The 25,152-nt window shown below is 42.9% G+C and carries 27 protein-coding genes and 1 pseudogene; 18 read left to right on the top strand and 10 right to left on the bottom strand.

Annotated elements, in window-relative coordinates:
• Positions 1 to 3: 3 nt before the first annotated feature.
• The 6 genes from EHC72_RS15200 (at position 4) to EHC72_RS15175 (ending at position 5,476) form a co-directional block, all read left to right on the top strand.
• Complete coding sequence (locus EHC72_RS15200) at positions 4 to 696, top strand: HD domain-containing protein (RefSeq protein WP_131538564.1); 693 nt, start codon at positions 4 to 6, stop codon at positions 694 to 696.
• A 9-nt stretch (positions 697 to 705) separates the two neighbouring features.
• Positions 706 to 1,164, top strand: a complete 459-nt coding sequence (locus EHC72_RS15195; protein ID WP_231491317.1) for an MgtC/SapB family protein — start codon at positions 706 to 708, stop codon at positions 1,162 to 1,164.
• 12 nt (positions 1,165 to 1,176) lie between these two features.
• Positions 1,177 to 1,968 carry a phosphatase PAP2 family protein gene (locus EHC72_RS15190; RefSeq protein WP_131538563.1) on the top strand — a complete coding sequence of 264 codons (792 nt, stop codon included), beginning with the start codon at positions 1,177 to 1,179 and terminating at the stop codon, positions 1,966 to 1,968.
• 468 nt (positions 1,969 to 2,436) lie between these two features.
• A complete protein-coding gene (locus tag EHC72_RS15185; RefSeq protein WP_131538562.1) occupies positions 2,437 to 2,829 on the top strand; it encodes a hypothetical protein in 393 nt (130 codons plus the stop codon).
• 115 nt (positions 2,830 to 2,944) lie between these two features.
• Positions 2,945 to 4,417, top strand: coding sequence for an ArnT family glycosyltransferase (locus EHC72_RS15180; protein ID WP_039474376.1), 1,473 nt, complete (start codon positions 2,945 to 2,947; stop codon positions 4,415 to 4,417).
• A gap of 66 nt (positions 4,418 to 4,483) precedes the next feature.
• Positions 4,484 to 5,476 carry a bestrophin family protein gene (locus tag EHC72_RS15175; protein WP_246029437.1) on the top strand — a complete coding sequence of 331 codons (993 nt, stop codon included), beginning with the start codon at positions 4,484 to 4,486 and terminating at the stop codon, positions 5,474 to 5,476.
• A gap of 184 nt (positions 5,477 to 5,660) precedes the next feature.
• Here the strand turns inward: EHC72_RS15175 and EHC72_RS15170 are convergent, their stop codons facing one another.
• Both EHC72_RS15170 and EHC72_RS15165 read right to left on the bottom strand, forming a co-directional pair.
• Positions 5,661 to 5,855 carry a hypothetical protein gene (locus EHC72_RS15170; protein ID WP_131538561.1) on the bottom strand — a complete coding sequence of 65 codons (195 nt, stop codon included), beginning with the start codon at positions 5,853 to 5,855 and terminating at the stop codon, positions 5,661 to 5,663.
• Between the two features lie 25 nt (positions 5,856 to 5,880).
• Positions 5,881 to 6,267, bottom strand: coding sequence for a hypothetical protein (locus tag EHC72_RS15165; protein ID WP_131538560.1), 387 nt, complete (start codon positions 6,265 to 6,267; stop codon positions 5,881 to 5,883).
• Between the two features lie 663 nt (positions 6,268 to 6,930).
• Here EHC72_RS15165 and EHC72_RS15160 point away from each other — a divergent pair.
• Complete coding sequence (locus EHC72_RS15160) at positions 6,931 to 8,946, top strand: heavy metal translocating P-type ATPase (RefSeq protein WP_131538559.1); 2,016 nt, start codon at positions 6,931 to 6,933, stop codon at positions 8,944 to 8,946.
• Between the two features lie 624 nt (positions 8,947 to 9,570).
• Here EHC72_RS15160 and EHC72_RS15155 read toward each other — a convergent pair.
• The 3 genes from EHC72_RS15155 to EHC72_RS15145 are packed head-to-tail and all read right to left on the bottom strand — an operon-like array spanning position 9,571 to position 12,445.
• Positions 9,571 to 10,797: a hypothetical protein gene (locus EHC72_RS15155; RefSeq protein WP_131538558.1), complete on the bottom strand. Its 1,227-nt coding sequence runs from the start codon at positions 10,795 to 10,797 to the stop codon at positions 9,571 to 9,573.
• Positions 10,794 to 11,240: a QcrA and Rieske domain-containing protein gene (locus tag EHC72_RS15150; protein ID WP_090985871.1), complete on the bottom strand. Its 447-nt coding sequence runs from the start codon at positions 11,238 to 11,240 to the stop codon at positions 10,794 to 10,796. Before EHC72_RS15150 ends, EHC72_RS15155 begins: the two co-directional genes overlap by 4 nt.
• A 2-nt stretch (positions 11,241 to 11,242) precedes the next feature.
• Complete coding sequence (locus EHC72_RS15145) at positions 11,243 to 12,445, bottom strand: di-heme oxidoredictase family protein (RefSeq protein WP_131538557.1); 1,203 nt, start codon at positions 12,443 to 12,445, stop codon at positions 11,243 to 11,245.
• A 410-nt stretch (positions 12,446 to 12,855) separates the two neighbouring features.
• Between EHC72_RS15145 and EHC72_RS23130 the strand changes: the two genes are divergently transcribed.
• A complete protein-coding gene (locus tag EHC72_RS23130) occupies positions 12,856 to 12,963 on the top strand; it encodes a hypothetical protein (RefSeq protein ID WP_317126350.1) in 108 nt (35 codons plus the stop codon).
• Positions 12,964 to 13,044: 81 nt separating this feature from the next.
• Here the strand turns inward: EHC72_RS23130 and EHC72_RS15140 are convergent, their stop codons facing one another.
• Together EHC72_RS15140 and EHC72_RS15135 are read right to left on the bottom strand one after the other, a co-directional pair.
• Positions 13,045 to 13,584 carry a transposase gene (locus EHC72_RS15140; RefSeq protein WP_165585839.1) on the bottom strand — a complete coding sequence of 180 codons (540 nt, stop codon included), beginning with the start codon at positions 13,582 to 13,584 and terminating at the stop codon, positions 13,045 to 13,047.
• A gap of 31 nt (positions 13,585 to 13,615) precedes the next feature.
• Positions 13,616 to 14,518 (bottom strand): transposase, encoded by a 903-nt coding sequence (locus tag EHC72_RS15135; RefSeq protein ID WP_131538555.1) that lies wholly within the window; start codon positions 14,516 to 14,518, stop codon positions 13,616 to 13,618.
• Positions 14,519 to 14,682: 164 nt separating this feature from the next.
• Between EHC72_RS15135 and EHC72_RS15130 the strand changes: the two genes are divergently transcribed.
• Positions 14,683 to 15,099, top strand: coding sequence for a VOC family protein (locus EHC72_RS15130; protein WP_131538554.1), 417 nt, complete (start codon positions 14,683 to 14,685; stop codon positions 15,097 to 15,099).
• Here the strand turns inward: EHC72_RS15130 and EHC72_RS23255 are convergent.
• From EHC72_RS23255 to EHC72_RS15115, 3 genes are read right to left on the bottom strand one after another with little or no spacing between them, the layout of a single operon-like run.
• The gene (locus EHC72_RS23255; RefSeq protein WP_131538553.1) at positions 15,096 to 15,311 is read right to left on the bottom strand and encodes a GDCCVxC domain-containing (seleno)protein; all 216 of its coding nucleotides are present in this window, start codon (positions 15,309 to 15,311) and stop codon (positions 15,096 to 15,098) included. The genes EHC72_RS15130 and EHC72_RS23255 overlap by 4 nt on opposite strands.
• Positions 15,312 to 15,920: a mercuric transport protein MerTP gene (gene merTP, locus EHC72_RS15120; protein WP_131538552.1), complete on the bottom strand. Its 609-nt coding sequence runs from the start codon at positions 15,918 to 15,920 to the stop codon at positions 15,312 to 15,314.
• Positions 15,917 to 16,285, bottom strand: coding sequence for an ArsR/SmtB family transcription factor (locus tag EHC72_RS15115; protein ID WP_131538551.1), 369 nt, complete (start codon positions 16,283 to 16,285; stop codon positions 15,917 to 15,919). Before EHC72_RS15115 ends, merTP begins: the two co-directional genes overlap by 4 nt.
• A 179-nt stretch (positions 16,286 to 16,464) precedes the next feature.
• On the opposite strand from EHC72_RS15115, the pseudogene EHC72_RS23250 reads away from it, so the two are divergent.
• The 9 genes and pseudogenes from EHC72_RS23250 to EHC72_RS15075 form a co-directional block, all read left to right on the top strand.
• Positions 16,465 to 16,554 (top strand): annotated as a pseudogene (locus EHC72_RS23250) (histone H1); the annotation flags it as partial.
• Positions 16,555 to 16,719: 165 nt separating this feature from the next.
• The gene (locus tag EHC72_RS15110) at positions 16,720 to 17,406 is read left to right on the top strand and encodes an AbiV family abortive infection protein (RefSeq protein WP_131538550.1); all 687 of its coding nucleotides are present in this window, start codon (positions 16,720 to 16,722) and stop codon (positions 17,404 to 17,406) included.
• A 393-nt stretch (positions 17,407 to 17,799) separates the two neighbouring features.
• On the top strand, positions 17,800 to 18,618 hold the full coding sequence (locus EHC72_RS15105; protein WP_131538549.1) for a hypothetical protein: 819 nt from the start codon (positions 17,800 to 17,802) through the stop codon (positions 18,616 to 18,618).
• Positions 18,619 to 18,719: 101 nt separating this feature from the next.
• On the top strand, positions 18,720 to 20,294 hold the full coding sequence (locus tag EHC72_RS15100) for a hypothetical protein (RefSeq protein ID WP_131538548.1): 1,575 nt from the start codon (positions 18,720 to 18,722) through the stop codon (positions 20,292 to 20,294).
• Positions 20,295 to 20,545: 251 nt separating this feature from the next.
• Positions 20,546 to 20,794: a hypothetical protein gene (locus tag EHC72_RS15095; RefSeq protein WP_131538547.1), complete on the top strand. Its 249-nt coding sequence runs from the start codon at positions 20,546 to 20,548 to the stop codon at positions 20,792 to 20,794.
• Between the two features lie 2 nt (positions 20,795 to 20,796).
• Complete coding sequence (locus EHC72_RS15090; protein WP_131538546.1) at positions 20,797 to 21,618, top strand: SOS response-associated peptidase; 822 nt, start codon at positions 20,797 to 20,799, stop codon at positions 21,616 to 21,618.
• A gap of 38 nt (positions 21,619 to 21,656) precedes the next feature.
• Positions 21,657 to 22,667: a DUF6602 domain-containing protein gene (locus EHC72_RS15085; protein ID WP_131538545.1), complete on the top strand. Its 1,011-nt coding sequence runs from the start codon at positions 21,657 to 21,659 to the stop codon at positions 22,665 to 22,667.
• Positions 22,668 to 22,895: 228 nt separating this feature from the next.
• Positions 22,896 to 23,633 carry an ImuA family protein gene (locus EHC72_RS15080; RefSeq protein ID WP_131538544.1) on the top strand — a complete coding sequence of 246 codons (738 nt, stop codon included), beginning with the start codon at positions 22,896 to 22,898 and terminating at the stop codon, positions 23,631 to 23,633.
• A 5-nt stretch (positions 23,634 to 23,638) separates the two neighbouring features.
• On the top strand, positions 23,639 to 25,147 hold the full coding sequence (locus tag EHC72_RS15075) for a Y-family DNA polymerase (RefSeq protein ID WP_131538543.1): 1,509 nt from the start codon (positions 23,639 to 23,641) through the stop codon (positions 25,145 to 25,147).
• The last annotated feature ends 5 nt before the right edge of the window (positions 25,148 to 25,152 follow it).

The raw sequence follows: 25,152 nt of genomic DNA, 5'->3' as shown, positions 1-25,152 counted from the left end.
CATATGAACAATTATTTTTTATTGCTAATTGGTTTGTTTTTAGGGCTACTGGCGCTCTTAATAGGAAACTATTTTTTCAAGTTAAGAAGGAAAAATGTATTTGATCTGCTTTTGGAGGAGACCGAGGCTTACGTTAGTCAACTCTTTCAACAGCACTGGCATACCGATCTGGTATACCATGACCTCGAACACACAAAGCTTGTAGTTAGCCGAACACGCGAAATTGCTTCGAACTACCGCCTGGACAAGCTCCGTGAGTTTGTACTCTTCGCCGCAGCTTGGTTTCACGACACCGGGCAGCTTTTGGGCAGCCCCGCTGGTCATGAAGAGAGAAGCGTGATTTTAATGCAAGAGTTTATGCTCGATAGAGGAATTGAACTAGATGTTATTTTCGATATAGCGGCTTGCATTCGGGCAACTACAATACCTCATGATCCCAGGAATACGATCCAGGAGATCATCTGTGATGCGGACACCTATAACCTTGGAAACGAGGAATTCCTGATAACTGATGAGAAGGTGGCAAGAGAGGTCAATAAAAGAAGCGGAATGGATTTGACAGAATGGGATAATAAAACACTCAACTTCTTAACTGCACATCGTTTTTTTACTCCATACTGCAGGTCTTTACTGGCAACAGGAAAACAAGCAAATATTGAAACGGTCAAAGCGCGGATAAAGAAAAAACAACACTAAAAAATGGAAATGGAAAACGAATGGGATATAATCCTAAGGCTTCTTGTAGCTTTCATTCTTGGATGCATCATCGGTCTTGACCGTGAAAAACATGGCAGGAGTGCCGGAATACGTACTTATGCCGCGGTGTGTCTCGGCGCCGCACTCTTCACCGCCATTGGCGAGCATATGGGGGACACAGCGGCAGCCTCTAGAATCATTGCCAACGTTCTGGTGGGCATTGGTTTTTTGGGTGCAGGAATCATTTACAAGAATGATCAAACCAACACTTCACAAGGCCTCACTACCGCAGCTACCCTGTGGTGTACCGCGGGAATCGGTGTGGCCGTAGGACTTAACATGTTCCTCATCGCAGTAGCTGCTGCCCTGGGAATCTATTTCCTGCTGAGTCTTCATCACCAGAAATGGTACGTAAAATGGAAAAAGAAATTTAAACATGAGAATGACTCGCATACCGCTGATGATTAAAATATATATAAGATGAGTTTTTTTAGAATATTATTTTGGTTGCTGTTCACATTCCTGCATCCCTTTGCATCCTTTTCACAAAAACCAGGGGATACGTTGCTGATGAAAAAACAGACCCTTGCGGACGGCAAAACAGAACACGGCGACTTTAAGATTCGGATGTCACCAATAGTGGGAGCTGCAGCCTCAGCAAGTATAGTTTACGGATTTGTAAAGCTGGGAAGCCACGAACTCACAGACCTTGATATTGCCGCCAGGCAGGAGTTTGCACTTGAGCATCCGCACAATAAGTTTAGGATAGATGACTATCTGCAGTTCGCCCCCGGGGTATTGGCGCTAGGCCTGAGCACGGCTGGCATACAAGGAAGAAATAAAACCATTGACCAGGCCGGGGTCTATCTGCTGAGCAATATCATACTTACCGCCACCTGCCAATCCCTTAAAAGGATCACCCAGGTGACCAGGCCGGACGGATCCAGCAACGCATTTCCTTCAGGGCATACCGCAGAGGCATTCGCATCGGCAGAACTGCTCAGTCAGGAATATAAGGAAAGATCAGTTATTTACCCCATTTCAGGCTATGCTGCCGCAGTGGCAACCGCATATTACCGGATGTATAATAATAAGCACTGGCTCAGTGATGTTGTAGCAGGAGCAGGGATAGGTTTTCTTTCCACGCGGGCATCTTACTGGCTATATCCAAAGATTAAAAAAATCTTTACACGAAAGGAAATCGGGCGTTCAGTAGTAATGCCTAGCTACAGTCACGGAGCAATTGGAGCCGGTATGTTCAGTTACTTTTAAAAACAGTGCGGTTAGAATATAATTTCGTTACCGCTGCAATTTCAAAATAGGTTGCACCGCTGCGCGTAAAGTCAAACGTAGAATCGCAATAATGCACAGGATGCTGAAAACATCAAGCAATAAACAAAATAAATTAAAAGTAGGACATCTTCTTATAGTACTTGTTAGGCTATAAAGTTACCAAAAAAAGGTGATAAGCACAGGAGATTTCCAGTAAAAATAGATTAAGGAATTCATGAGAAAAAATAAAAAGAACCCATATACCCAAGCAGTCCCTCCCCATGTCTCTGGCCGAAGAAAAATGCTACTCAGGGTGTTGATTATAGCGGCAGTGACACTCTTTACAATACTTTTATGGTTCATGGCCTTGATATCCCCTAAAGGACATGGGCATAAGGGTCGTATTGAAAGTAAGTCAGTTCCAGGTTCAAATCGATCGCGGTTGAAAGCAATGTAAATAAATTCATTATGAACTTCCGCCTGGTCTACACCGTTCTTTTACTTGCATTCAGTTTCCTGCTGGATCAGTGCCTCGTGCTCGAGAATCCACACAATAAAATTTCACAGTATAATCAGCATGCTAAACACGGTGCCGGGGAGTTTGAAACTGTCCTGCATGCCATCATTTTATCTTCAAGCCATCAGGAAGTTAATCAGGAAAAAGATAAATTTAGTTTCGACACTTTCAGAACACTCAACCATCCGTATTTTTTTCTGACCTCCCACCTGTTGCAGGCGAAACCGGTTCTCCAAAATTCCTCAATACGTCCTTATTTTCTTAAATCTCCCTGTTTTCGAGGACCACCGAAATCCGTTTATAATACTTTGGCCAGCCTCTCTGACTTGCAAAGCATGTCTTAAGGAGAACTTTCAAACCCCTTGCCGCGGCGTTACTGGCCAATATTACTTTTTACATAACTGTTTACCCGAACAGCAGGCCTAATGTTGCCTGCCGTCTAAATCTTTTTTACATGTCATGCGAAAAAACCTAACTGCCGGCCTATCTCCAGCTGTTTTTTATATGCTATGTGCTATCCTGGTCATTCGTGTTATTGCTGTGTTTTCAATGGGACCAATGCCGCAGGATGCGTATTACTTTTTTTATGCCAGCCACCCCAGTCTTTCCTATTTTGACCACCCTCCGGCCATTTCCTGGTTAATCAGGATTTTTACAGAAATTTTTGGCAAAAATCCAACTGCCATTAAGCTCGGGGATTCGGTACTCACCGTTCTTACCTCCATTGCCGTTTTCAATCTGTCACTTCGGTTCTATCCTTCAGGTCAGTCAAAAAAAGTAATTGTGCTATTTTTATCCACCTTAATGGTAAGCATCCTTTCCTTGATTTCCACCCCGGATACCCCGCTGCTTTTCTTCTGGGCACTTGCCCTTTGCAAAATCCATGATGCAGTGTTCAGAAAAAGAAAAATAGACTGGATTTATGCCGGTATACTTATGGGACTCGCTTTTGATAGCAAATATACAGCCGTCTTCCTTCCTGCAGGAATGTTCATTTTCTTATTGTTTTCCTCCTCAAACAGGAAACAACTTCTGACCATATGGCCCTGGCTATCAGTGTTGCTGATGATAATGGTTTCTTCACCGGTGATTATATGGAACTGGAATAACAACTTTGCATCTTTCGCTTTTCAGGGTACAAAACGCATGAATTCTGTTTCTGAACTTCAGTTTAGCCCAAGGTTTATCTTTGGTCTCTTTGGCCATCAACTCGCGCTGCTTATCCCTGTCGCTTTTGCCTTTTTGTTTCGCGCTACTTATCTGATGTTCAGCCTGAAAGAAAAAGGTAGATTCAAGCTTTCTGCAGGGCAGATCTTTTTGCTCGCTTTCTTTCTGCCCATTTTCATGATTTTTCTCTCGCTCTCGCCTTTTTACTGGGTAAAGATTAACTGGATGATGCCGGCTTATATCACAGGCATTATTCTGGTAGGTGGGATAATCCCGGACCGTTGGATAAAGATTCAGCTTATCATTTCACTGATTATCCATGCAGGGCTTTTCGTGGAGATAGTATTCTATCCCGTACCGGTTCGTTCAGATGATACATGGGTAGGATGGGAAGAACTCCATAGGAAATCACAAATCCTTAAAACACAATATAAAGCCGACTTCATCTTTTCTGCTGACAGTTATAAAACATCAGCTGAACTCAATCTCTTAAGCCGGGAATTTATATATGGGCAAAACGTGATCGGCGAGCACGCACTACATTTCAGCTACATTGGAACGGATCTTTCCAAGCTAAAAGGTAAAAACGCAATATTTCTGGATTCAGAGCCATCGTTTAAAAACCTGGCAAGGAAAGCTGGAGATCCACCTGCAATAAATGGCCATTTTACAAGTGTCAGGCAGCTCCGGCCAATTGTAATTTTCAGAAACGGAAGACCGGTAAGAAAATTTCTGGTCTATTTCTGCCAGAATTATATCCCTTGAAGAGTCGGCTAGATCAAATGCCAAACACCAATTAAAATTCTTTTTGCAAAACGAAACAACCATAAAATGAATTTGCAAAGTGAAAGCGGAAACTATATATTTATTTGGATAATAACAAAATATCAATCACTGCACAACGTGCATTTCATGCTAAATAGACAAAATAAGAACATGCTTATAAATAAAAAAATATCAGTGCTATACTTCATTAGGTTAATAAAATGGGATATCATAACAATTGGAATATATGCCATAGTTGCTGGAACGCTCGATCATTATGGTTTCTTCGAACAAATTAAAATCCCTTTGGCGCTTTCTGCCTTTGTGGGTACGACCCTTTCGCTCTTGCTTGCTTTCAGGACCTCGCAGTCTTATGAACGCTGGTGGGAAGCAAGAGTGGTTTGGGGCGCAATAGTGAACGATAGCAGGACACTGATAAGGCAATTGACCCTATTCCTTCCAAAACACAAGGATAGAGCTGATTTACTTGAATCATTTGCGACTCGTCAGGTGATTTGGTGTTTTGCGCTCTCAGAGTCGCTGAGGAAGACTGCTCCTTCTACAAAAGTGAAGAATTATTTTATCAAGCATAATCTCAACAGTGAAAACCAAGCAAATTTATTACTCATCCGCCACAGCTCAGCGCTGGCCTCGGCCAGTGAACGTGGTCAGATGGATCCCAACAAAGTTGTACAAATCGATTCCACCATTGCCCGCCTGTGCGATTCAATGGGAAAATGCGAACGAATTAAAAACACGATCTTTCCACGCTCATATAGTGTACTCATTCATTTTCTGATCTATGTCCTAATGACTATTATGCCTTTTGGACTGGAAGATGAAACACCAGTTGTAGAAATAATGTTGATATTTCTTGTTCCGATTCTCTTTATTATGATCGAAAAAACAGCAATCATTATGCAGGATCCATTCGAAAATATTCCCACCGATACGCCGATGACAGCAATCTGCATGACCATAGAGCGGAATCTGATGGAGATGATAGAACACCCACCGATGGCGCAGCCAAAAGCTGATAACACATACTTTATTATGTAATGGCAATATCAGGAATTTTCTACAGATATTAGATGGTATATTTTATTGGATACAAAACTGCCAAGGCCCCTATTCAGACAGGGATACTGATAATAGATGAGGTTGATCTTTACAAACCTATTACTTTGATAGTTAATAAGTGGAAAGGAATATCGGCTCGCACATTCCTTTCCAAACTGCCATATTAACTTTTTTTTGTGTTCTTATGTTCATCATCGTTATGGTGTTCAGCCTCAGAATGGTGTTCTTTCTCTTTGTGATGTTCCATTTCATCCGCATGCTCAGGCCCTTCATGATGCTCTTTGTGGGGGTGATGCTCCTGATGTTCATGGTGTTCCGGATGCTTTTGACTCTCTTTTTTTGAATTTTCTGTGTTCATGACTTTAAATTTTAGTGATTAAAAATTATTTACCAGAGCGCTTGATTTTAGAGGTGTTTTTGAGAAAAAAAGTGTCAGCAAATGCTTTCATCACCCTATCTAACTGGATGGTAGGAAAGTGATGGCTTTTTGTTGATAAGTTTATTGCGTTGAGCTTACGTATACCTTTATTTATTGGTAATTCTAACCTCCATCGGCCAGCCACGAAGACTTTGTTTGTTGGATGACCGTCATCATCGAATAAAGAAAACCCTTTCCAGCTTTTTAATTTTTGAATTGTGTTTGCCAGTAGTACATCAGAGGCCGAAAGCCCGGTTTCCAGGGCTATAGCCAAATTAATATAATCCCTGTAGCAAAATCGTATAGTATGAAGGTATAGGGCAGCCGGAATAACAGTTTCCACATTTTTCATTATAAACTGATGTTTTGTTATTATAAAAACAACAGTGAAGCGAATTAGTTTAAAAAATGTTGATGTATTTTCGTGCGAATGGGAAGACTGCTGCTGACCCTTGGTACTTAATCTATAACCAAAATAGTGCAACGAAAAAGTGTGTCTTCCAATCTGTGAGGCATTGTTACTCACGTTTTATCATGACTTATATAGGAGCGCCGGCAGCTATTTATGTATGGTGAACGTCAAGTTTGATAATATCGGTATAGCTGTAAAGACTTTCTGTTAATATTGATTATTATTCTCCGGCCTTTTATTTTATTTTTGTGTGAATGTTTCTTTTATCAGTATTTTGAAACCTATGTTCGAAAGTTATTTTGATTTTTGTCTGGTTACACTAAAGTTATTCCGGGCAGGGTAAAAGATAGAAGTAAAATAAAAAACTCCGATAAAATAGATCGCCACAGACTTACATTTTCAATTCCTGGAATGAAGTAAGCCATTGTAGGCCAAAGACGCTGTTTGACAATACCTTTGCCGTACGCTTCTCAGCACCAAGGCTTCGAATCGGATAGGTTGAAACTGAAGATAGACAATGCACAGCACCTTGTTATCAGAGTAATATTTGGCATGATACATGGAGAGGTTTATCACTGAAAAAGTACAATAAAAAATCATATTATGAAGGACTGTTGCGAAAACGATGATATTAAGGCAGAAGCACCGAAAAATAATATTCGGCAAACTGCTCCAGCTTATAAGGCGGAAGCCGGCGCGCTTCATATTAACGAAGATAGCGTTGCGGATCATGATCGCAAAACGGGTGCCGGTGATAAGCCACAATGGCAACAGCATCTTGGACTGCTATCGGGCCTGGCGATATTGATATGCGTTCTGGTGATGGACTATGGATTTAATATTAAACTTTCTAGATGGGTTTCATTAGCCGTCAACAGTATCGCCTATCTTCTCGCTGGATGGGGAGTACTTGTTTTAGCTTTTAGAAAAGCGATAAGGGGGGATATCTTCAATGAGTTTGTGCTGATGAGTGTGGCAACCTTAGGCGCCTTCTTTATAGGGGAATATTCCGAAGGTGTTGCTGTAATGGTCTTTTACTCAATTGGTGAATGGTTCCAGGATGCAGCAGTGGACCGTGCGAAAGCAAGCATAAAAGCCCTGCTGGACATAAGGCCCGATAAGGTTACCGTAATCAGAGATGGGAAAGCTGAGCTCGCTGGCTCTGCTGATGTAGAGCTCGGAGATACCATACAGGTGAAAGCTGGTGAAAAAGTTGGATTGGACGGCGAGCTACTCTCAGAAAAAGGATCCTTTAATACCGCTGCATTAACTGGAGAGAGTCGTCCTGACAGTAAATATAAAGGTGAAACTGTGCTGGCAGGAATGATCAATATAAACACCGTCTCAGAGATCAAGGTAACTGCACTGTTCAGGGACAGTAAGCTTAGCAGGATTCTGGAAATGGTACAGGATGCATCCTCAAGAAAGTCGCAGACGCAGCTTTTTATTTCAAAATTTGCAAAGATATATACGCCCATAGTTTTCTTTTTGGCCTTAGCGCTAGCGCTGGTTCCGTATCTGTTTGTTGAAAATTATGTCTTTAATGACTGGCTTTATCGCGCGCTGGTATTTCTGGTGATCAGCTGCCCATGCGCACTTGTCGTATCTATTCCTTTAGGATATTTTGGCGGGATTGGCCTGGCTTCGAAAAATGGGATTCTATTCAAGGGAGGTAACTTTTTGGACGTAATGACCAAGATAGATACCATAGTAATGGATAAGACGGGAACATTGACCAAAGGGGTTTTCAAAGTTCAAAAAATAGTGCCCTCAGGGCTTGCCGAAAAAGATTTAATCAGACTGGCAGCAATTCTGGAAAAGAATTCAACCCATCCCGTTGGACAGGCAATTATTGAATATGCAGGAAAGGACGCAAGCGAGGGCACTGCAACTTCAATTGAAGAAATATCCGGACACGGACTTAAAGGAGTAGTAGATGGAAAGCATGTGCTCGCAGGGAACCTTAAGCTACTAAAAAAATATAAGGTGGATTTTCCAAAGGATGTTGAGGAGATCTTAGATACCATTGTTGTGATCGCGGTGGATGAAAAATATGCCGGTTATATTACTATAGCAGATGAAATAAAAGAAGATGCGGGAGAAGGTGTTAAGCAGATGCAGGCCTTAAATATAAGGACTGTTATGTTGTCCGGCGACAAAAAAGCTGTAGTAGATCAGGTTGCAAACAGACTTAATATTGACTATGCTTTTGGCGATCTTTTGCCTGAAGGAAAAGTAGAAAAGATGGAGGCTTTGATAAAGGAGGGACGCCATATTGCTTTTGTGGGCGACGGGGTAAATGATGCCCCTGTAATTGCCCTGGCCGATGCGGGTATTGCCATGGGTGGGCTTGGAAGTGATGCAGCCATTGAAACGGCTGATATCGTAATACAAAATGACCAGATAACAAAGATTGTTTTAGCTTTGAAGATAGGCAAGCTGACCCGTAACATCGTCTGGCAGAACATTATTTTGGCAATGGCAGTGAAGATCGCCGTGCTCTCTCTTGGGGCCTTCGGTGTTGCGAATCTCTGGGAGGCTGTAATTGCAGATGTGGGTGTAGCTTTCTTAGCTGTTCTCAATGCAGTAAGAATACAGCGTAAAGAGATTGGGCAGTAAAAACCTGTAACGCATACGATGTAGAGCAGCTCATGCGGCACTTATTATCATGCAGAGTCCTATTGTGAATCCAAACAGAGCATCGATAACATTATTTTGGCGCCTGATTGAGAGTACCGCCAATGCATACCAAACAGTACGCGACTGATTTTACAGTCCAGAAAATTTGTGTCGATCTAAAAGTTTCCCAAAGTGCGGGTCAAAGGAAACAAATTGCCAGGTCAGTCACCTCCAGAAATGGAATCCGTAGATAGGCTTCTTTGGCACCTTCTAACAAATGGTGGGCAGGGTCAAGAAATATAGCTCTAATTGGGGCATTCCCAATACTCAAATTACTTTATTGCATCCTCATTGGCATCCATTTATTCGTTTAGGTTAAAAATTCCTAGGAAGATAAGAAAAGTTCGCAGTCGGTTTGTTAGCCTGTCTCTGGGTACTCGGCAGCGGTTGAACCCGCTATTGACGCAGTATGGTTTTTCAGTTTTGCTACTCATCCACGAAATCGTGTTTTTGGGACACAAACCGTCCATTCCCTGGGGTTTGTTGATAAATGCTGCCTGCTGTGGCCTCTCAGATATACATCGGGAAATCCTCTTTAGATTCCGGCTAAAATAGATGACAGAATTAAAAATAGGTTGATACACCTAACTGGAATGCTCCGGTTCTGGCAGCCGGGTTTCCAAGAATATCCTTCTGCCACTGTTTTCGGTAGGAAAACCTCAGTACAGTCTGTTGCCTCGGCCTGAAACTGATGCCGGGCATTACGCTGAAAAGCTCATCACCAATATTCCCACCGGTCTCCCTGAACTTCCCCACATTCCAGTCCACATACTCTACCCTGCAGGCTAAACTTACAACAGAATGCTGCCAGCCCAGGATCGTTTTTTTGATCACAGGTTGAACAATATCGATATATCCGCCCATCTGACGGCTCCCGAACTGCTGGGAATAGGTGTCGGGAACATCTACCCTGATCCATGCCCACTCAGCTGTGATAAAGGTCTTAAGCTTTGGCAGTGTGGTATTAAAGTCTATGGCAAAAACATTTAGCCTGCGTTTATCATCGATCACGATTCCGTCCGACTGCCATTTATTGTAAACCCCTCCCATATAGGATACGCCGAGTTCGCCTATATTGTTCCTGCGTACCGCAACTTTTCCAGTTAGAAGTGGCTGCCCGCTTGCAATTTCTTCAAACCTTTCCGGATTTCTTTTTGAAGCAGCCAGGGAGGTTCTGTTTTCAGGGTTTGCAATAATGGAATCGTCAAAGCTGCTTGTGGCATATAACTCGTAGCCCAGCATCCAGTCACCACTATAGTTCTTGCCATAAATCCCGAATCCTGCACTGCTCCAGGTTGCAGGCAGCATCTGTGTCATGGCGATCGGACGGTCGGTGAATTCCCATTTTGGACCGTCATGGTTCTGGTTGAATGCACCAATGGGATTCAATATCATTCCACCCCTTAAATTAAGCAAGGGGTGCAGTTCCAGATCCAGCGCAGCAAATTCAACCGCTATTTCTTTTTCAGCAGGTTCAAATTCGATCTCGGAAAGGAACTTGATGCGCTTGGAAATGGTTGAGGCTACAAATAGCGTCATCCTTCTGAACTGGAACTGCTGTCCTTCAGAGATCCCGTCTGTACCCTGATACTGCCAGTTGGCTTCCATGTATCCGCCCACCGACACCGGAAGTTTTCCCACGGCAATAAAAGGCCGTTCATAAACTGCATCCATATTGAGCGAGTTTTTTGCGGTATCACCGGGTTTGGCCCTTAAAAGTTTCGGGTCGATCTGGGCAAAAGCCATCTGACCGATACCAATAGATATAATTAGCGTAAAGAGTTTTTTCATACTGCCTTCAGTGAAATTTTGATCCTGGTTTTTTCTATGGTGATGGGGAAGGTTCTTAAGTTTGCTTCTGCCGGACCATTGGTCATTCTGCCCTTATTGTCAAATTCACTTCCATGGGCCGGACATTGAAGCCTGTCTCCGAAAGCCTGGAGCTCGGTTCCCTGGTGGGTGCACTGCATCCACAGTGCAGAATAATTCAGTTCATCATGCCGGTAGATACAGATGGGATATCGGAGCAGGTCATTGCTGACTACAATGTATCTTTTGAACTGGACATTTTTTCCCTGTCTGAGCTCAAAGTCCTTCATTTCTACGACCAGGTTATCCCCTGCAATCTCGCCCGTCGCCGGTACCAGGCTGCTGCATCCACTGATCAACGTGGTGATCCCAAGGCCTCCAAGGCAGGCCATTCCACAGCCTTTTATAAAATCTTTTCTTTTCATTTCTATAGTGATTCTAAAAATCTCAGCATGGCATGTTTTTCTGCTCCAGACAGCTGGTTGAACCTGTTGCGGCTTGCAGATGCCTCTCCTCCATGAAGGGTTACCGCCTCTTCGATGCTTTTTGCCCTTCCGTCATGCAGCAGATGATAAGATCCCCCCTGCGAGTTCATCGAAAGTCCCAGTCCCCATAGGGGCGGGGTTCTCCATTCGAAGGTTTTTGCCGATCCTTCCGTGTAACCATCATCCAGGCCAGGTCCCATATCATGGAGCAACAGGTCGGTATAGGGGTGAAATTCTTTGTTGGACAGAGCAACCACTGGGGAAAAACCTGTTTTTAGGGTAGGCTTGTGACAGCCTGCGCAGTTGATCTTTTCGAACAGTTTCCTGCCAGTTTCAACTTCCGCATTTCCGGCATCGCGCTGTATGGGCGCTTTTAGAGTCTGTAGATAAAACACCACGTTATTCACTGTAAGTGTGGAAATTTCAGGATCAATCACCATCCGCGTATAGGCATCCACAGGATCAAAGCTTGAAGTGATCCCGATATCCTGGTTGTAGGCATTCACGGTCTGATGGAGGAGGTTATATGCTGCCGCCTTTTTCCCAAAACGATGGATATATTTTCCCTTCAGTGCAATAGCATTGTCAAGGGCCTGAACATATGCGGGAAGTGCTGCGTAGTTTGGGACACCAGAAATGCCGTCATTATCCAGATCTTGCGGGTCAGCCATAGCTAGTATATCTGCATCGGCTACCAGTTCGAGAAAGCCAAGGCCGGTATTGGCAGGCGGAGTAAATTTTGAAAAGGTGGCCCCTGATGGGATTTGCTCAGGTTTGTAACCCGGAATAGCCCTGTTCTGTAGTTGAGGGCCTCCCTGGTCCAAAAATTTATTGCCTGTCTCATCGGTCTGCCCGAAACGGACCAGCGTAGTAAAGGGATGGCCTTTGCCGTCTCCAGCATGGCAGCTTCCGCAGCTGGTTGCAACAAAGCCTGGTCCAAGACCATTCGCAGGACTAAATATCTCATTATTGAAGGCTGCATCTCCCAAAGCGAACCGTCTGAGCTGTTCATAGCTGAGTCCCTCTACCGGCCCATCAAGAATTTCGTTTTCTTTTGGAGAAGAAGGGATTATCTTCTCACAGGACACCATTATAGCAACCAGGCTCATAAGTGAAAGCAGGACAATGGGTAATCTTTTCTGCATGTTATCTGATTTTTTGTAAATCTAATAATAAAAATAGAAAAGACTAAAAATAAATTTAGATTTGTCTAAATTTATTTTTAGATTGATTTTAATGATGTCAGAATTATAATTCACGGCTCCCAAAATGAGCTACTTTTTTAACATGAGCACGGAATGCAATATTATAAACCGAAACAGTAAATCATCTATCGCTTTCAAATCAGGAACTTCACCGGATAGGGTATTTTGTTGGCGGATGCTACGGTTTATCCATTGTAAGCAGATGCAATAAGGCAAGGCAATGATGCAGGATTCGGAATTTTTAAAGTTCTTTTCGAATTTTGGTTGAAATGTTTAGTTTTAGGGCTGGAATACGATTTCCTAGATAAAAAACAATACCGTGGTCATCGGGCCCTTTAAAAAAAACAGTTATGGACAAATTCAAGCAGGTGCAGGAAGTTATTGCTTCAATAGAAGCCGATGTAACAAAATTTTATGATGGTGGAAACGCAGCGGCTGGTACGCGAGCACGTGGCTGATGCGCAACTACTTTTTTGAATAATATCTTACTTGCCCATCAATTTTATTTAATTGGTGGGCAATTTTATTTCGATATATATTTAAGTCGTCAGGCGAATATTGATCGATAAAACGTTATTTATGCACTGTATAAAACCCCCAATATATTTATCGGGGGTTTTAGCGATTGCCTGAATGTTCGCCAGAACTGATTTGGTCTTAAACTTCATCAATTTTTTAAGGTTGTAGGCAATTGCGGCCATAACCATGCATTTGTTTGCCTGTTTTAGCCCTCTTGTATTTACTCTTTTCATGCCCGTAAAATTGATCAACGACCCCAGAACTGGTTCAACGGTGCTCTGCCTTATTTTTCTCATCTTCCTTCCTTTTTTAGACAGCATTTTTTCATGCATCTGCTCGAACAGCCATCTATCTTCGCCATTTTCTAATACCTTTCTTGAACTCTTGCCGATACAGGTCAGTTTGAAAGGACAATCCCTGCAATCTCCAACTCTTGAAGAATACATCTTATTACGGTTTCCAATCCTGTCGGTAACATAATAAGAGAATGGAAGGTATTTGCCCTGATGACATTGGTAGCGGTCATTTTCCCTATCGTAAACAAAGCCCTCCCTATTCACCTTATATGCGCCTGCATTTGGGATAAAGGCATCAAGCCCATGTGTGCATGAATTTCAGAGCTTCCATACTGCTATAATTGGTGTCCGCCAGTATCGCATCAACCACTAGTCCATTCTCTTTTAAATTGGAAACGGTACGCTCCACCAGATTTGGAAGGCATTGGCTATCACGCCTGTCCGAGAGCACCGCTTCTATTCCCGTAATCACATGCTTGGCCGTATCTACGCTTACCTGACTGGTGTAGGTCAACCGATAGGCTTTTCCAGGCTTGAAGGAAATCCTCGCTTCGGGATCCGAAATACTGCCATGGGTCTTATTGCTGCGTTTTTCCATTGGCATAGACTTGTCGAAAAGCCTTTTTGTGGGCTTCTTTGTAATCGGCACGATGCGCATCGAACTTTCCTCCACATTATCGTTAAGTTCCCTGCTGTATTGTGATGCATCTTTTAGGATTTCACGTTCCACCAAACTATCCATTGAGGCATTGGCGTGGATGTAGGCGCTATCAACCGCCTGTCTTTTGCCAGAGACCATTCCCTTATCGATACAAAGCTTTAGCACCTGTTTAAACAATGTTTCGAACAGTTCCATTCCATACAATTGCCTAGTCCTGCTCAAAGTGGAATGCCAAGGTAATTCTTCATCTAGATCGTAACCTAGGAAATATAAGATATCCATTCTCATCCTGGAAGTGGACACGATCTTTCTGTCGCTAGAAAGGTTTTCGAGATACCCTATGAGCATCAATTTCATGAATATAACTGGGTCTATGCTTTTCTGTCCTTCACTACCATAATACTTTGCAGTAGCTCCGTAAACAAAGTTTAGGTCAATCGTATCATTTAAACGTTTATAAAAATTATCTGCTGGGATGTAGTCCGAAAGCTGAAAGCTGATGAATAACTTTTCTTGATATGTCTTCTTGCCTTGCATAAGCAAAAATAATACATAATTATCTGACTATCAATTATTTATTATATTTTATGACAAATAATTTATCCTTTTTTAACTGATTGGCACAGGAACTCAATCATGTCAAAAAATTGCTAATTTAGTCTTTGATTAAATGTGGTGTTAGTACCGCTAAATTATAGTATATGATCAAGTTCAAGAATACCATCCCGGCACTTCCTGTAATCAGCGTAAAGAAAGCCATCGACTTCTATCAAAATAAAATGGGGTTCAATGCACGGCACCAAGAAGAAACTTTTGCCATTTTGGTCAGGGGAGATGTTGAAATCCATCTTTGGCAGGCCTGCGACAGGAGCTGGAAGTTCAGGAGCCTGCTACTTTTTCTAAGGCCGATCTGGAGCGGGGCGGAAACGTTCATCGCTGGAACGGCAAGCTGTCGGGTTGAAGTCCAGGGCATTGATGAACTTTACAACGAATACAAAGCACAGGGAGTATTGCACGGAGAACATTCGGTCGTCGAGGAGCAACATTGGGGACACCGCGATCTGGCCACACTGGATCTTTACGGAAACCTTATCACCTTTTACGAAGTGGTAAGTTAGCCACAGCAGGAACTCCCTGCCTGTATGGGCGGACATTTGGCCGTACCGTAGCTACAGAATACGCAGCAGTCTCCTGCAAGTGGTTTTAGCACTGTTTTGCAGTTTTCACATTCGTAAAAATATTGACAGGATTCGGTAGGCATTTCTTCTTTTTTTGCAAAGCCGCAAGCCGGGCAGGTGATCGTAGAACTGGGTATGATTGCTGTTTCCATTTAGTTTTTGGTTATGATGGTATTCCTGTATCCTATTTTCCTTATTTTTTTGCTGATGCTGTCAGCGGTTATACTGTCTGGGTCGTAGCTGACCAAAGCCATTCTTTGTTCAAATGAGGTAGTGGAACTGGCAATACCGCTAATTCCATTTAATCCCCCGTCGATGTGGCTGGTACAGCCTTCGCAGCTCATTCCCGCTATGGAAAACTTCACGTTGGCCAGTTTTTTCCTCACTGTTCTGGTTGTGGGCGCTGTCTTTGGGCTTGCATAAAGCAAACTTGAATAGTAAGGAAACGTGATCAACAGTGCAGAGATTACCGTTACAACTATTAGAAACTTTTTTGACCCCATAAAGCTTTTTTGCTGCACCTCACATCCACAATTGTCTTTTTGTACATCCCCTGCTTTCAGCAGCTTGTACCAGGCCAGTGCGAACACCAGAATGGTCAGCCCGATAATATAGGGGCGATAAGGTTCTATCCAACCAAAGTAGGTTGACGCGCTCCCTGCGCCCCCGATGACCGCAAATAAAGGGGCAATGCAGCAAAGAGATGCCGTAAAGGCGGCAAACAAGCCTGCTATCCAGCTTTTTGGTGATCCTATACTCATGGTTGTATCGTTGTTAAATGTTTTTGTAGTTGATTGAAGAACGGACGAAGCAGGTCAAGTTGGGAATCCTCAATGGAATAGAATATGGTCTGGCCAGATTTTACCGAATGGATCATACCACCATCCTTCAGCTTACGAAGGTGCTGTGATATGGCAGGGATGGTCATATCCAATATATCGCTAAGGTCGCACGGACATAGCTTGCCTTCTCTATCCAAAAGGAAAAGTATCTTTAGTCTAACCTCATTTCCTGTTAGCGAAAGCAGTATAGACAGGTGTGAAAATAGATTTCCCTTCTCATCCAGAACCTCCCTACAGTTATTGATCTGCCCTTGATCGGCGAATATTCTCTTGCAAACGTTCATAGTCAAATAAAATCAAAGATATGTATTTAAGCATTTACTTAAATACAAATTTTTAACTAAATAAAAATGCGGCAACTTTAAGGGCTGCCGCATTGAAAATGATATATGAAAAAGTTGGGATAAAAAGTACCGCTAATGTGCTTTTCTAAAAGTAATTCATAGAATCGTAGTTGTGCAACAGCCACGTACGTAAGGCAATGCAGGACCTTAAGGTTTTGGCTCAAGAGATAAGGGCTGAAGTTACAGAGAAAAAAAATAACGATAAATAAACAAGAGACTGTTTTGGGAAATAAGGCCATTAGTGTATAAACTGATGGCTTTTTTATTTTATGGTTGACATGCTGAATTTATCTCAGAGTTTAAGAGAATATGTGCAAAAGATTTTTTGCACAAAGCTTATACTTAGCTTATTTTAGAAAGCTACGCTCAAATATATGCATACCTTGGATACGCCTTCAAAACCACGTGGGTGGAACGACCTGACCCTACAAGAATTTAAATCAATATATCCTGTCATAGAGGAAAATGCAAATAGGCATTTCCGCTGCGCTGAAATACTTGGGAAATCTGACGAACCTCAGAATGCAATCGCTCATTTGATTTTGGGTACAGAAGAACTCATAAAAGCTTTTGCCTGTTTGTTAATGTCTAGAAAAGTACCCCTGAGACAGCAATCATGGTTTAAGAAGATTTTCCTTCATCACAAGGTAAGGCATGATCTGGTTAAGGATTTTTTTTCGATGTATCTTTTGTTTCGCTTTTCTTCGTCTACAAACTTAAGGCCAACTGGAATATTCTCCTTTTTAGGGGCAGCATTAATGAATACTGCCATGGCTACAGCTAATTACTTTTGGTGGAGCAATGCCGATAGTTTGAAACAGAGGGCTTTCTATGTTGACTTTATTAATTCAATTGTCGATCCCTCTACTATTACGGCTGGCGACTATCAGGTAGCTAAAGCTTATGTCAATCTTTTCCAAAAAGACATTGCTAAACTTATGAGATCCATTGAGGTAATGTCCGATAAAGAATTAAAGTCTTGGACTCCATTTAACATTAACGAGTTGGATAAGCTTCGGGAACAGGCATACAAATTGCAAAAAGAAAGAAAAAAATCATGAGGCATGGAACGTTTGCTTTCCGTATTTTGCAGAAAATTATTTTGCCATTTTGGAGTTTTTCAAGTCACTTAATAAATCAACGATAAAGAACAGGTTGGTAGCTTTTTCTAAGAAAGCTGAATAATTCTTATAAAGACATCTATAGGTTTATGTGCTGGAATGATTTTCAAAAGCAATTTATGGTTGGAGTGGAGGGAATTTACGACATCAAAACTTATGCTGGGGTACTAAATGGCTACTCATTAGAGTAAAAAAGCTGCAAAAATAAAACCGGGCTTGTAATAATCCTATTGGACAGCTCTGTTTTACGAACAGTTTTTTGTTGCCTAAACAACTAATTCTGTTTAATATTTCCTAGATTGGGATTCACGCTTACCTCAGATTTGACTTTTTATGACGCTAGTAATTGCACAGAGGAACGACAAAGGTGTATCGTTCTCTTCAGATTCCAGGATTTCGTTTGGTGAGGCTGGTTTCTTTGATAAGGGGATCAAGATATTTATTGTTCCTTTTAAATTAAAAGGGCCTGCAAAATCCAGAGAGGATTTCAATAAGTATGAACAAGAGCTAAGCTATGGGCTTGCGGTCGTGGGAAGTTCCATTAATGCGAATACAGTTAAAGACTCCATTGCCGAAATTCTCCCGAATGTAACCTATCTAACAAACATGTCTGATGTATCTATCATAGGGATCAGTTCCCTTGTTCTTAAATACTATAGGGAGGTTTCTCAGGAGCTAACCGCTGTTCTGGGAAAAACAGGCCTTTCGGAAATTCTACTTGGAGGCTACTGCATCGTCAAGAAGCGGGTGCGTATAGTGCGTTTTTATCCGGATATAAAGGAAGATCAAGTCGAGTACCAATTTGAAGAGATACTGCCAGAGCATGGAATGATGTTTTTCGGCTCGGGTAAAGCGTATGCTGAACAGGTCTTTAAGGAAAACGAAACTCTAGATCCATTGCAGATATTAAAAAAGGTAATTGAATCCAAGGCCGATGCTGCGGTAGGTGGAAACATGCAGCGCGGAAACTTTTATGGTGAAAATTTTAAAATCAGTGGAGTCGTAGAGGACCAGCTAGACGAAAAAGGTAATTCAATTAAGAAGACAAATTACAGAAGAGCCTTTCTGGTTGAGAATGAAATTGAAGAATTCAAAAAGCCACCATATTTAGCATTAACATATGGATATACTTCGGTCAAACTGATACCCTGAAGCTAAAGCAGTATGGTACTGGCTAAGAACTAGCCTGCAGTAAAATTTGCCTCCATGCGGATTATATATAATACTGATTTGCAAAACCAATAACAAACGATATGAAGAAAGGATCTCTGGAAGAGTTGTATGACTACTTTAAAAAATTCCATTTATCTGATACGCTCTATTTATTCGGGGCAATTAATGCTGTTTTGAAATATGGTGAGCAAAAGCTCCACAGCTCGAATGTTCCAGAGCATCTGTATAGATGGATAGGTCGGTTGACAGAGCAGGAAAGAAAGTTTGTTGGATTAAATCTGACCCGGATGGCAAGATTTATGATCTTGAGCGGGGCGAATGATCATAAAGGACAACGTATGTTGCTTGATACCCCAGCTTTTCATAAGGCTTACGAAATGGTAATAGAGCTTTATGATACAGACGTTGACATTTCAATCGACCAAGGTCCGGAGGCCATATCTCAATATTTCTCTCGCATTGGTCAAATCCAGTTCCCCCTGCAAGCAAGGCAGCATACCGTTATTGGAAGAGGTTATGCCATGTTCATATCGAATCCTTCTATTGCAACTTCTGCATATGACTTTAACAGAAAGCTAATGGAGTTTTACAAACTGGATTGTTTTCAGTTTATGGCTACAGGTATTGCGATGTGGTTATTGGTAAATGGGATATTAGACTACGAAATGACCATAGAGATCTCCAAATTAAAAGACATCGTCACCCCGGAAGCAATATCTATTTTCACAGAATTGGCAACAGGAACTGCAAAACAATACAGGGAGATGGTTCGTGGTCCAGGTCGAGGCAATCAGATGGATAAATTAAAAGACATTTATGGAAATGACCCCTTCACCGCCATGCCCGCAATACGCGTAGATAGATCCAGCGTTCTCAGGGCTGGTACCGTAGTCGTCCCTCAGCCTAAATATTTTCTGGAAAAGGCAAGTGCTGGGATATTTTATTTATTGGCAAATAAAGAACAACAAATCGCAAACGTTGCTGGAAAAACGGGAGAAAATCCCTTTCGGAATGCGTTTGGAATCGTTTTCAGGGAATATATTGGACGGCACCTCAAGACGCCAAGCAAATCACACACATTTATTGATCTAGACGTTGATTTTTCCGAGCCTTGGACTGGACTTCTTCCTGATTTTGCACTTATTAATGCTGAAGTATGTTTGCTTGTGGAAGTTAAAACAACCTTATTAAAACTTCCGGCAAGGAGTTATTTTGAACCTGAAATCATCAAAGGGGAGGTTCAGGCTGGTAACCTAAAAAAGGCCGTACGGCAATTGGATTCATTTAGGAAGGCTATATTAGAAAAAAAAGTTAAAGATGTTAGGTTTGGAAAAGTAACAAGAATCCTAAATATCATAGTCGGATATGATCAGGTATATGTTTTAAACTCTGCTATTCTTCCAGATCTAACCACAGCACACAAGGAAATCTCTTATGATCTTCAGCTCGCCAGTATCGCTGATATTGAAATGATGGGCAGTGCATTGGAACAAGGATTCAACCTAAATGAGCTCATGGGCAAGAAAGTTGCGGACACTGGTGCCGTCCGATGGTCTATCGCTACTTATTTACAACATTGTCATGTAACATCAAAAAATCAAATACTGAATGAGGCTTTTCTTCAATGTATGGAAAGGCTAGGGCTGAACAAGTAAACCTTAAAAGGCCCAAGTTTAGTAAAAACCTAGTGATCACGTATCTAGAAGCAGGAAAGAATCAACAGAGAGAAATGGAAAAAAATTAATGGCATTTATAATAAATCTGCTCAAGTTACGTCTTTATATATGAGAGCGTTAATTTAGAACGGGGAATGATCATCACGATTGTTCCCCGTTTTTTATTTTGTGTCTGAAAGTTAGGCGCTTGACTACTATTAGTTTCTTGGATTTTTTCCTTAATTTTAATCGTGAGGAAAATTGAACCACCATTTGAACTAGTGCTTGATGGGCGGCAGATTATGGTCTCTGAACATGAGTTCGGTTCGAACAGGGTGTTCCATGTTAACTTTGGCGGTTGGAAAAAGCCGCTGGTGATTGCTATCGGAATTGGTATCCGGGATCAGAAGTTCTGGACTTCAATCCCCCAGGGGAGGCAGGCCGAAGCGCAGGAGATAGGGAAATTAATTGCGGAGCATATCCGCGCTAATAGGAAATAATCATGTGTTATTACAACGGACAGAAAGTGACCAGAGCCGAGTTTATCCAACTCAAGCAATTGGAAAAAGCGGTCAGAAACTATGATTTTTTGGACAAGGGCGTACATAATGGGTTCAACTATGCGCCATGTGCAATTGTTGTTGCGACTGATGACCGCAGGGATTTTGAGATCCAGCAGGCCGAATGGGGATTTATCCCAGGTTATGCAAAAGACCGCGAAGAGGCCAAAAAGTTTAGGGGCATGTATACCACGCTCAACTTTAAGGCGGAGAATCTTTTTACTAATGAGGCTGGTAAAAAATCCATGTGGGCAGAGGCTGCGCGCCAGCGTCGATGTCTGGTACTCTCAACTGGTATCATCGAATCCATGCATGTACCTACCTATGGTAAGAAGGGCCAGTTGCTGAAGGCAACAGATAAAGTTCCCTATATGATTGGTATTGTGGATAAAGAATATTTCTGGTTTCCCGGAGTATATAATGATTGGTTTGATAAGGAAGCCGGGCAATGGGTGCGTACGGTTGCCTTTGGAACTACCGCGGCAAATGGAATCATGCAGCAAATCCATAATTCTAAAAAAAGAATGCCAACTATCCTTACGGATGATTTGGCCTGGGAGTGGCTAATGGAGGAACCGAGCGAAGAACGCCTGACCGAAATTGCACTTACCCAAATCCCATCAAAATTAATGGAGGCATGTACCATCGATAAGGATTACCGTTTTGCAGGCGAGGCTACGCCGGCTGATTATCCCGATCATCCAGCTCTCGACCTTACCTTTGTGGATCAGGAACAACTGGATTTTGATCATTGGAGAAACTAGCGGTTCTTTTTTAATTTAGCGCAAAAGATAGAAACGAAATGTCAAGCCAAAAGCCGCTCCAACCACAGATGGCAAGCCAGGGATGGAAACAGTTCCTCGCCGCAAAAACCCGAATGCTTGCTGCCTATGATCTAGCGAAGGATCTGGAAAACAATAAGCTGGTAAAAGTCAGACATGGTCTTGTAGCAGAGGCCGAATTTCGAAAATGGCTAAGCGAATTTCTGCCAAAAAGATATGCGGTAACATCTGGATATATCATTTCACCCGGGATTTCCAGCAAGGAGCACATGGTGCATTATGATGTGATCATATATGACCAGTTGGAATCTCCTGTGCTTTGGGTCGAGGATAATCCAGATTCTTCCGGTCAGGGAAAGTCGCTGGCAATACCTGTTGAGTATGTTCATGTGGTATTTGAGGTGAAATCCGCATTTAACAGGCAGTCAGCGAAGGAAGCGGTCGACCAGCTTTCCAAGCTTAAGCCATTATTGGCGCGGGTAGACCCGCCGACCAGTCGCGCCAAGATGTATCTTCCTGCCAATTTCTTCTGTGCAACTGTATTTTTTGAACTCCGTAAAGAGCATGATAAAGATTTTGCAGCTATGGATGAACTAGTTAATGCCACAATGATTCGAAGATTCTACGGGGGAACTATACTCCGGGCCGAAACGCTTGATAGATACAGCAGCGGAAAAATAAGCTTCAGAAATGAAAATGTCGATTCTAAGCCAAACAACAACTCATCGTTATCCTTTTGGACAACATCGAAATGCCTAAAGTATAAGGATGATCAATATTTCAGCCTGCTGCTGACATTCTGGGAACAGCATTTTTCCGAGTTTGCCTTTGACATCTTAGCGCTTTTGAAAAACACCTATCAGCCCAATGTTCTGTCCAGTCTATATTGCACGGGTTCCACCTCTTTGGAAAATGGCAGTATCGTAGAAACCAGGTACGCTGATCCGGAAGGCTACAAGCGATACCAGGAAGAAACGGCGGCAATTCTTAAAGCACAGGGTTTCGTTGGATTGGAGCCATCGGATATCTAATTTTACTAGTTTTCCTTATTTGGCAACACAAGGGAATACTTATTTTTTCTTATTTGCAAGATAAAATAAGCAATCTGTGTGCGCAACATTAGGCTATGTCCTAATTGGAGTTCTCCACCAAAAGCACAATCTTTTCAACATTTTGTATTTTACTAACAATTTTAGCTTTATGTTTGTTGTATAATTTTATAATACTAAAAATAATAGTATAAAATTAACTCGAATACCATGGATGCTAAAAGGGAATTGTTTCAAAAATTGCAGCAGGATATCCTGTTGTGGCAGGGCTTTAAGCCCGTTGCCTCTGGCAAGGTTGAGCGAATCGGCCTAGGAGAGATTGAAGATGCTTTCCCAGGTGGAGTATTTCCCAAAAAAGCGATCCATGAGTTTATTACTGTAGTTCCGGAACAATCCGCGGCAAGCGATGGCTTCATCGCAGGTCTGCTGGCAGTGCTTATGGAAAACGGCGCGGCATGCGTATGGGCAAGTACTTCGCGTCGTCTTTTCCCTGCCTCGCTCGGCCTGTTCAATGTCGAGCCCGAGCGCATTATTTTTATGGATGTACAGACCGAAAAGGATGTGCTATGGATTACAGAAGAGGCCCTCAAGTGCGAGGGGCTCGCGGCCGTAGTCGCAGAGGTAAATAATCTATCACTTATTGAATCTCGAAGATTGCAGCTGGCTGTAGAGTCAAGTGGCGTAACAGGATTTATCCTTCGAAAAGATGAAAATAAAACCGCAAGTACAGTGGCCACCGCGAGATGGAGGATCAGTCCCCTGCCTTCGCAAACAGAAGATGGAATGCCAGGCCTGGGTTTTCCACGCTGGCAGGTCGAGCTGCTAAAGGTGCGCAATGGGAATCCTGGAAACTTCGTGCTGGAATGGGCGGGAGACAAATTCGAGGAAGTTAAGAAAGTCAAAAAAGAAATTGTTTGGTCTGAAATGGAGGGCAGGCAGATTGGATAGATATCATGCAAAGGCGTTTTGTTTCCATATGGTTCCGCCAGCTGCTGGCTGACTGGCAGCTTATCCGCAGGCCCGAGCTTTCTGGCGTGCCCTTTGTTTTTGCTGCGCCCGACCACGGCCGAATGATGATCACCGCGGTGAGCGAGCTGGGCCATGGATTTGGTGTCGAGGTTGGAATGCGTGCTGCAGATGCAAAGGCCATTTGTCCCGGACTTGAGGTGTTGGATGATAAACCCGGAAGACCCAGAAAACTGCTCAAAGGGCTTGGCGAATGGTGCGTGCGCTATTCTCCTATAGTTGCAATCGATGAATTTGCGATGGATGGGCTGCTGCTTGAGGTAACCGGATGCAGCCATCTTTGGGGCGGGGAACGCGGATATCTAAAAGAAATCGCTTCCAGGTTAAAAAGCAAGGGTTATACCGTCCGCGTAGCGATAGCCGATACGCCCGGAGCCGCATGGGCGGTATCCCATTACGGAAAAGTGACCCCGTTGATCCCGATAGGCGAGCATGTAGATGCTTTGCTCAATCTGGTGCCAGATGCGCTGCGCCTTGAGGAGACCACATTAGCGAAACTTCGAAAACTCGGATTCTATCAGATCAAGAGTTTTATTGGAATGCCCAGATCCGTATTGCGCAGGCGCTTTGGCGAGGAATTTCTGCTACGCTTGGCCCAGGCGATAGGCACAGAAAACGAAGTACTCATTCCCCTGCAGGTACCTGTGCCTTTCAGCGAGAGACTGGCTTGCCTAGAGCCTATCAAAACAAGAAACGGGATAGAAATTGCCATCAATAAATTACTGGAAAACCTGTGCAAGCGAATGCAGGCCGAGGGAAAGGGGCTAAGATCCGGCGTGCTTACCTGCTACCGTATCGATGGTAAAGTGGTACAGGTTGATATCGGTACAAGTGGAGCATCGCATAGCGTCGGCCACCTGTTCAAGCTTTTTCAGCTGAAGATCGATCAGATTAGGCCAGCCCTTGGTATCGAACTTTTTGTGCTGGATGCGCCGAAGGTGGATGATGTTGAAGTTCCCCAGGAGGAGATGTGGACATCAAAGCCGGGCCTGGATGATCAGAGCGTAATCAAATTGCTTGACCGCGTAGCTGGCAAGGTAGGTTTTCAGGTGATACATCGCTATTTGCCTGCCAAAAGATACTGGCCAGAACGGGCGATACTCAAAGCGGTTTCAGTAACCGAAAAACCAAATGCGCCATGGCGGGTGGATAAGCCAAGGCCTACAGAGCTGCTAAAAACTCCGGTTGCAATTGAGGTAATGGCAATTATCCCAGATCATCCCCCTAAGTTTTTTATCTATAAGGGTGTTCGCCATATCGTTACAAAAGCCGATGGTCCGGAGCGGATCGAACAGGAATGGTGGCTGGACGAGGGCGAGCACAGGGATTACTATCAGGTAGAGGATGAGCAGGGCGGCCGTTATTGGCTGTTCCGTTCGGGGCACTATGGCGGAGAAAATAAGTACAAATGGTTTATCCATGGATTTTTTGCGTAAGGAAG

Source organism: Pedobacter nototheniae, from assembly GCF_004335085.1.
GTDB classification, from domain to species: domain Bacteria; phylum Bacteroidota; class Bacteroidia; order Sphingobacteriales; family Sphingobacteriaceae; genus Pedobacter; species Pedobacter nototheniae.
This window is presented reverse-complemented; position numbering and strand designations above follow the sequence as displayed.

Bases quoted from the DNA above. Each gene is read 5' to 3' on its own strand.
- EHC72_RS15200 (WP_131538564.1), top strand. From the start codon at position 4: ATGAACAATTATTTTTTATTGCTAATTGGTTTGTTTTTAGGGCTACTG.
- EHC72_RS15195 (WP_231491317.1), top strand. From the start codon at position 706: ATGGAAAACGAATGGGATATAATCCTAAGGCTTCTTGTAGCTTTCATT.
- EHC72_RS15190 (WP_131538563.1), top strand. From the start codon at position 1,177: ATGAGTTTTTTTAGAATATTATTTTGGTTGCTGTTCACATTCCTGCAT.
- EHC72_RS15185 (WP_131538562.1), top strand. From the start codon at position 2,437: ATGAACTTCCGCCTGGTCTACACCGTTCTTTTACTTGCATTCAGTTTC.
- EHC72_RS15180 (WP_039474376.1), top strand. From the start codon at position 2,945: ATGCGAAAAAACCTAACTGCCGGCCTATCTCCAGCTGTTTTTTATATG.
- EHC72_RS15175 (WP_246029437.1), top strand. From the start codon at position 4,484: ATGAATTTGCAAAGTGAAAGCGGAAACTATATATTTATTTGGATAATA.
- EHC72_RS15170 (WP_131538561.1), bottom strand. From the start codon at position 5,855: ATGAACACAGAAAATTCAAAAAAAGAGAGTCAAAAGCATCCGGAACAC.
- EHC72_RS15165 (WP_131538560.1), bottom strand. From the start codon at position 6,267: ATGAAAAATGTGGAAACTGTTATTCCGGCTGCCCTATACCTTCATACT.
- EHC72_RS15160 (WP_131538559.1), top strand. From the start codon at position 6,931: ATGAAGGACTGTTGCGAAAACGATGATATTAAGGCAGAAGCACCGAAA.
- EHC72_RS15155 (WP_131538558.1), bottom strand. From the start codon at position 10,797: ATGAAAAAACTCTTTACGCTAATTATATCTATTGGTATCGGTCAGATG.
- EHC72_RS15150 (WP_090985871.1), bottom strand. From the start codon at position 11,240: ATGAAAAGAAAAGATTTTATAAAAGGCTGTGGAATGGCCTGCCTTGGA.
- EHC72_RS15145 (WP_131538557.1), bottom strand. From the start codon at position 12,445: ATGCAGAAAAGATTACCCATTGTCCTGCTTTCACTTATGAGCCTGGTT.
- EHC72_RS23130 (WP_317126350.1), top strand. From the start codon at position 12,856: ATGGACAAATTCAAGCAGGTGCAGGAAGTTATTGCTTCAATAGAAGCC.
- EHC72_RS15135 (WP_131538555.1), bottom strand. From the start codon at position 14,518: ATGCAAGGCAAGAAGACATATCAAGAAAAGTTATTCATCAGCTTTCAG.
- EHC72_RS15130 (WP_131538554.1), top strand. From the start codon at position 14,683: ATGATCAAGTTCAAGAATACCATCCCGGCACTTCCTGTAATCAGCGTA.
- EHC72_RS23255 (WP_131538553.1), bottom strand. From the start codon at position 15,311: ATGGAAACAGCAATCATACCCAGTTCTACGATCACCTGCCCGGCTTGC.
- merTP (WP_131538552.1), bottom strand. From the start codon at position 15,920: ATGAGTATAGGATCACCAAAAAGCTGGATAGCAGGCTTGTTTGCCGCC.
- EHC72_RS15115 (WP_131538551.1), bottom strand. From the start codon at position 16,285: ATGAACGTTTGCAAGAGAATATTCGCCGATCAAGGGCAGATCAATAAC.
- EHC72_RS15110 (WP_131538550.1), top strand. From the start codon at position 16,720: ATGCATACCTTGGATACGCCTTCAAAACCACGTGGGTGGAACGACCTG.
- EHC72_RS15105 (WP_131538549.1), top strand. From the start codon at position 17,800: ATGACGCTAGTAATTGCACAGAGGAACGACAAAGGTGTATCGTTCTCT.
- EHC72_RS15100 (WP_131538548.1), top strand. From the start codon at position 18,720: ATGAAGAAAGGATCTCTGGAAGAGTTGTATGACTACTTTAAAAAATTC.
- EHC72_RS15090 (WP_131538546.1), top strand. From the start codon at position 20,797: ATGTGTTATTACAACGGACAGAAAGTGACCAGAGCCGAGTTTATCCAA.
- EHC72_RS15085 (WP_131538545.1), top strand. From the start codon at position 21,657: ATGTCAAGCCAAAAGCCGCTCCAACCACAGATGGCAAGCCAGGGATGG.
- EHC72_RS15080 (WP_131538544.1), top strand. From the start codon at position 22,896: ATGGATGCTAAAAGGGAATTGTTTCAAAAATTGCAGCAGGATATCCTG.
- EHC72_RS15075 (WP_131538543.1), top strand. From the start codon at position 23,639: ATGCAAAGGCGTTTTGTTTCCATATGGTTCCGCCAGCTGCTGGCTGAC.